Here is a 4,320-nt window from a genome sequence, read left to right on the forward strand (position 1 = left end):
AAGAACGCTCGATGACGGTTTCTTTTCCAGTCGCCATGTCGATCAAAACCACCTCGCCTACGTCACCTGCTTCGGGATAATGGTCTTCGAAAGGGATGCGGAACAAGGCAATGTATTTGCCCGACGGACTAATGGGCGAGGTATCGTGAAAACGGTGGATGATCTTGCCCGAAGCGATTTTCCGGATCGGGATGTCGGCCGCGCCACCGAGGGTATTTGTTTCCGGAAAAACCATCCCCGAAAACGCAGCCGCCAGCGCGCAAATCCATAAGGTTATCAAACAGTTTTTCATAGATGATAGAGCTTAGTAACCTTCATTTTGTTTCAGTTTCGGATTTGCATCCGTGTCGGCTTGCGGGAAGGGGAAGAGTACGTGGAATGGCTGGATCTTAGGGTTTCGGTTGAAGGTTGTTTCCGCTTTTACAGCTTCGATGAGCCTGCCGGTGCGCAGCAGATCAAAACGACGGTGGTTTTCGAAGGTCAGTTCCAGGCGTCGTTCCAGCCACACAGCTTCTTTGAATGACTGGTAGGTCAGGCCGGCTAATGCCGCCAGTTTTGCCCTCGTCCGAACCTTGTTCAATGCAGCATAAGCTTCGGGAGTAGGTCCATTGTTCACTTCGTTCAATGCTTCTGCATAAAGCAGCAGCAGGTCGGAGTAGCGGAGAATGGGGATGCTGGTGCCTTCACCGCCGCTCGTTTTAGCTGTTTTATCCCATAATTTTTGAAATGAAACTGCTTTAGTAAAGTCCGGATCGGTGATGGACAGCTGGGTAGTAGTCCCGTTGTAGGTATAAGATGTTAAAAATGTAACCGGTTTTCTGGCGTCCTGTTCTGAATAAAGATCAAACAAACTCTTGGTTGGCCGCGCAATCCCACTGCCGCCGCTCGGGTAAATAAGCGCACCCCGCACGCCATAACCTCTTCCCTGACCGTGCCCGCGCACATCCGTCAGGTACTGAACTTCAAATACATTTTCTTTCCCGCCCCTGGCCGTCAGCGCAAATGCATCAGCAAAGTTGGCGTAAAGGTCGTAAACCCCGGAATCGATCACCTGTTTGAGCTTGGCAACTGCCTGCGCCCAGTAGGGAGACTGGCGGTTGGTACCTGCCATGGTAATATATACTTTGGCAAGAATCCCCATGGCGGCACCCTTTGTAACCCGGCCCACATCGCTGGCCGGATAAGTAGCGGGAAGCACACTTTCAGCAGCAGTGAGGTCATCAATAATTACTTTATACACTTCTTCCACCGAAGCTTTTTCCACCTCCAAACCTTCCAGTGAGGCAGTTTCGGACGTCACGATCGGCACGCCGCCATACCATCTTACCAGGTTGAAATAATGCAACGCCCGCAGGAAACGCGCTTCGGCAATGTAGCGGGTTTTCAATGTTTCGTCCATAGTAATGCCGGGAAGCCTGTCGATCACAATGTTGGACCGGTTAATGCCCCGGAAGCCTCCGGCATACTGGGCTATAAATGTGTTGGCCGTCGTGATCTCGTAACGCCAGAGCTGCGGCCTGTCAGCAGCGCCGGTAAGGAAAGGGATCGCATCGTCGGTCGTTACCAGATCGGCAAATGGGTCGAGGTTTCCGATGGCTGCGTAGCAGGCACCCAATGCAGCTTTTGCGTCTTCGGCGGTTTTATAATAGGTAGCGTTTGTCAGGTTGGTGACGGGCGTCAGGTCGAGCTTGCTTTCGCAGGACATGGTCAGCAGCGCCGGAAGCATATATATGAGGTAACGTTTCATGGATTTTATATTTTAAAATGTCAGGTTCAGTCCTACAAGAATGGTTTTGGAAGCAGGATATCCGCCGTAATCGATGCCCTGGCTCAGCGAAGAACTTCCGTAGCGGTTTACCTCGGGATCGTAACCCGTGTATTTGGTCAGGGTGAAAAGGTTTTGTGCAGCTACATAGATCTTAGCCTGCTGAGAACGCAGTTTGCTGCGCCATTGCGAAGGCAGGTTATAGCCTAGCGAAATGTTCTTGAACCGCAGATACGAACCGTCTTCCACATGCAGCGTCGATAGCAAACGCGAGCCTCCCGCCGCATTGGCACGGGGAATGGTGTTGCTCGGGTTGGTAGGCGTCCAGCGGTCCAGTACGCGCGCCGACTGATTATTTCCACCTGTGAAATTCATCTGATCGAACGAACCGTAGTTCAGGATTTCGTTACCATAAGAGCCTTGCACGAACATATTGAACTCAAAACCTTTGTAAGAAACCGTGTTGTTGATCCCTCCGAAGAAATCAGGATTGGCGCTGCCCAGGATATCCCGGTCATTATCGTTAATCGCACCATTGCCATCGCGGTCCAGGTAGCGGATGTCACCCGGCTTGGCGGTTTTCTGTGCTGAATTGTCTATCTCCGATTGGTTTTGGAAAATGCCTTCCATGACCAGCCCATAGTAGTTACCCAACTCGGTTCCCACGCGGAGCAGGATCGGGTTTTGGGCTGTGTTAGAGATCGTCGCATCCGAGCCGGTCCGGAATTCCTGGCGACCGTCGAGAGTCAGGATCTTGTTGCGGTTGAATGTGATATTGAACTCAGAACTCCATCTGAAACCATCTTTGTCAATATTGACGGTATTAAGCGCCAACTCCAAACCTTTATTCTGTACGCTACCAATGTTTTTCAGAGTGGTAGAGAATCCGGAGGAAGTAGGGACACCAACTTCGAAAAGCAGGTCAGAGGTCTTTTTGTAATAATAATCGGCTGAAAGTGTAATCCGGTTACGGAACAGACCCAGATCCAGACCAATGTCGAATTGCGCGTTTTTCTCCCATCTCAAATCTGGATTGGCGATACCGGCCGTGGCCGAACCTGTGTTGAGCACGCCGCCGATCACGTAAGGCGCAGCGCTGATGTTGGCCAGATATCTGTAATTACCAATCTCCTGGTTTCCCGATAATCCGTAGCTGGTGCGAAGTTTCGCCTCGGTAACCGCCGGAATGTTGCTGAACCAGCTCTCTTTATGCAGCTTCCAGGCCAATGCGCCCGATGGGAAAAAGCCCTGCTTGCGGTTGGGTCCGAATCTGGATGAACCGTCGCGCCGGCCTGTTAATGTTAGTAAGAAACGGTCATCAAACCCGTAATTGACACGCGCCAGGTAGGAGATGAGCGCCCATTCACTGGCTGTGGACGAAGGTGCGATCAGGGTAGATCCTGCGCCGAGGTTGTTGTATTCTGCGAAATCGTCAGAAAACGTATTCGCTCTTGCCACGGAATTCTCTGCTTTGATTTCCTGGATTGTATAACCGATCAGCGCACTGAATGAATTTTTAGGGTTGAAATTTTTCGTATAGTTTAATGTATTTTCATTAAGCCAGTTGAGTCGCTGCGTACTGGTGATCGCCGCGCTTCCCTGTACGCTGGCGCCCACCAGTGCATTTCTGGTGACGTAGTAGTTGAGGCGGGAAGTATTAATGTCGGCCCCGATGCTGCTACGCAGGTTCAGCCCTTCCATGATTTTGATGTTAACAAAAGAGTTGGCAAGTAACCTGATCGCGGAAGTTTTGTTGGTAAACTCATTCAACAATGCCAGCGGATTGTCGGCGCCAAGACCGTTTAGTTGACCCTGGTTTTTATAATAAGTACCGTCTTCATTATACTGTTTGAAAGTAGGCGAATAATTAAGTGCCGCGCTGATCACGCCCGTATAGGCGAGGTTGTTGGTGGGTTCTGTTTGCGCATCGTTACTCTCCGTATAGGCACCCTGGAAGGTAAGTCCTACCTTAATGCGCGAGGAAATATCCGAATCGATATTCGAGCGTAAGGTGTAGCGCTTGAAGCCCGAATTCTTGATAATACCGTCCTGATCGTAGTACCCGAAAGAGATCGCATAGCGCGATTTATCAGAGCCGCCGGAAATGCCCAGCTGGTGGTTCTGGATAGGGGCGTTCTGAAGTATCGCTTCCTGCCAGTCTGTTCCCTCACCAATTGCGGAGGGTAATGGGCGATCGGCACTGGAACCGTCAAAATAGGGTTTACCTCCATTGTTAACCTGTGCGTCGTTTACAAACTCGGCAAACTGTTGTCCATTTAGCAAAGGTATCTTGCGGCGCACCGATTGTACCCCGTAGTATCCTTCATAGCTCACGACCGTCTTTCCGGCTTTTCCATGTTTGGTTGTGACCATTACAACCCCATTGGATCCCCTGGAACCGTAAATGGCAGTGGCAGAAGCATCTTTCAGGATTTCAATGGATTCAATATCGTTTGGGTTAATGGAGTTGAGGTTGTCGGTAGGAAATCCGTCCACTACGTAAAGCGGATCGTTACTGGCATTAACAGAACCCGAGCCGCGGATACGAATAGTGG

General features: G+C 50.6%; 2 protein-coding genes and 1 pseudogene. All 3 read right to left on the bottom strand.

What is annotated here, in order from left to right; genetic code table 11:
- Nucleotides 1–292, bottom strand: a pseudogene (locus tag ACTIE6_RS18920) (hypothetical protein); the annotation flags it as partial.
- Between the two features lie 12 nt (nucleotides 293–304).
- Nucleotides 305–1,747, bottom strand: a complete 1,443-nt coding sequence (locus tag ACTIE6_RS18925) for a RagB/SusD family nutrient uptake outer membrane protein (RefSeq protein ID WP_439558132.1) — start codon at nucleotides 1,745–1,747, stop codon at nucleotides 305–307.
- Between the two features lie 12 nt (nucleotides 1,748–1,759).
- Nucleotides 1,760–4,320: SusC/RagA family TonB-linked outer membrane protein (locus tag ACTIE6_RS18930; protein ID WP_439558133.1), on the bottom strand; the 2,561-nt coding region annotated here is incomplete at its 5' end.

Source organism: Dyadobacter sp., assembly GCF_051859145.1.
Taxonomy (GTDB): Bacteria; Bacteroidota; Bacteroidia; order Cytophagales; family Spirosomataceae; genus Dyadobacter.

What these genes read in the sequence shown, in the direction of transcription:
- ACTIE6_RS18925 (WP_439558132.1), bottom strand. Translation starts at nt 1,747, where the DNA reads ATGAAACGTTACCTCATATATATGCTTCCGGCGCTGCTGACCATGTCC.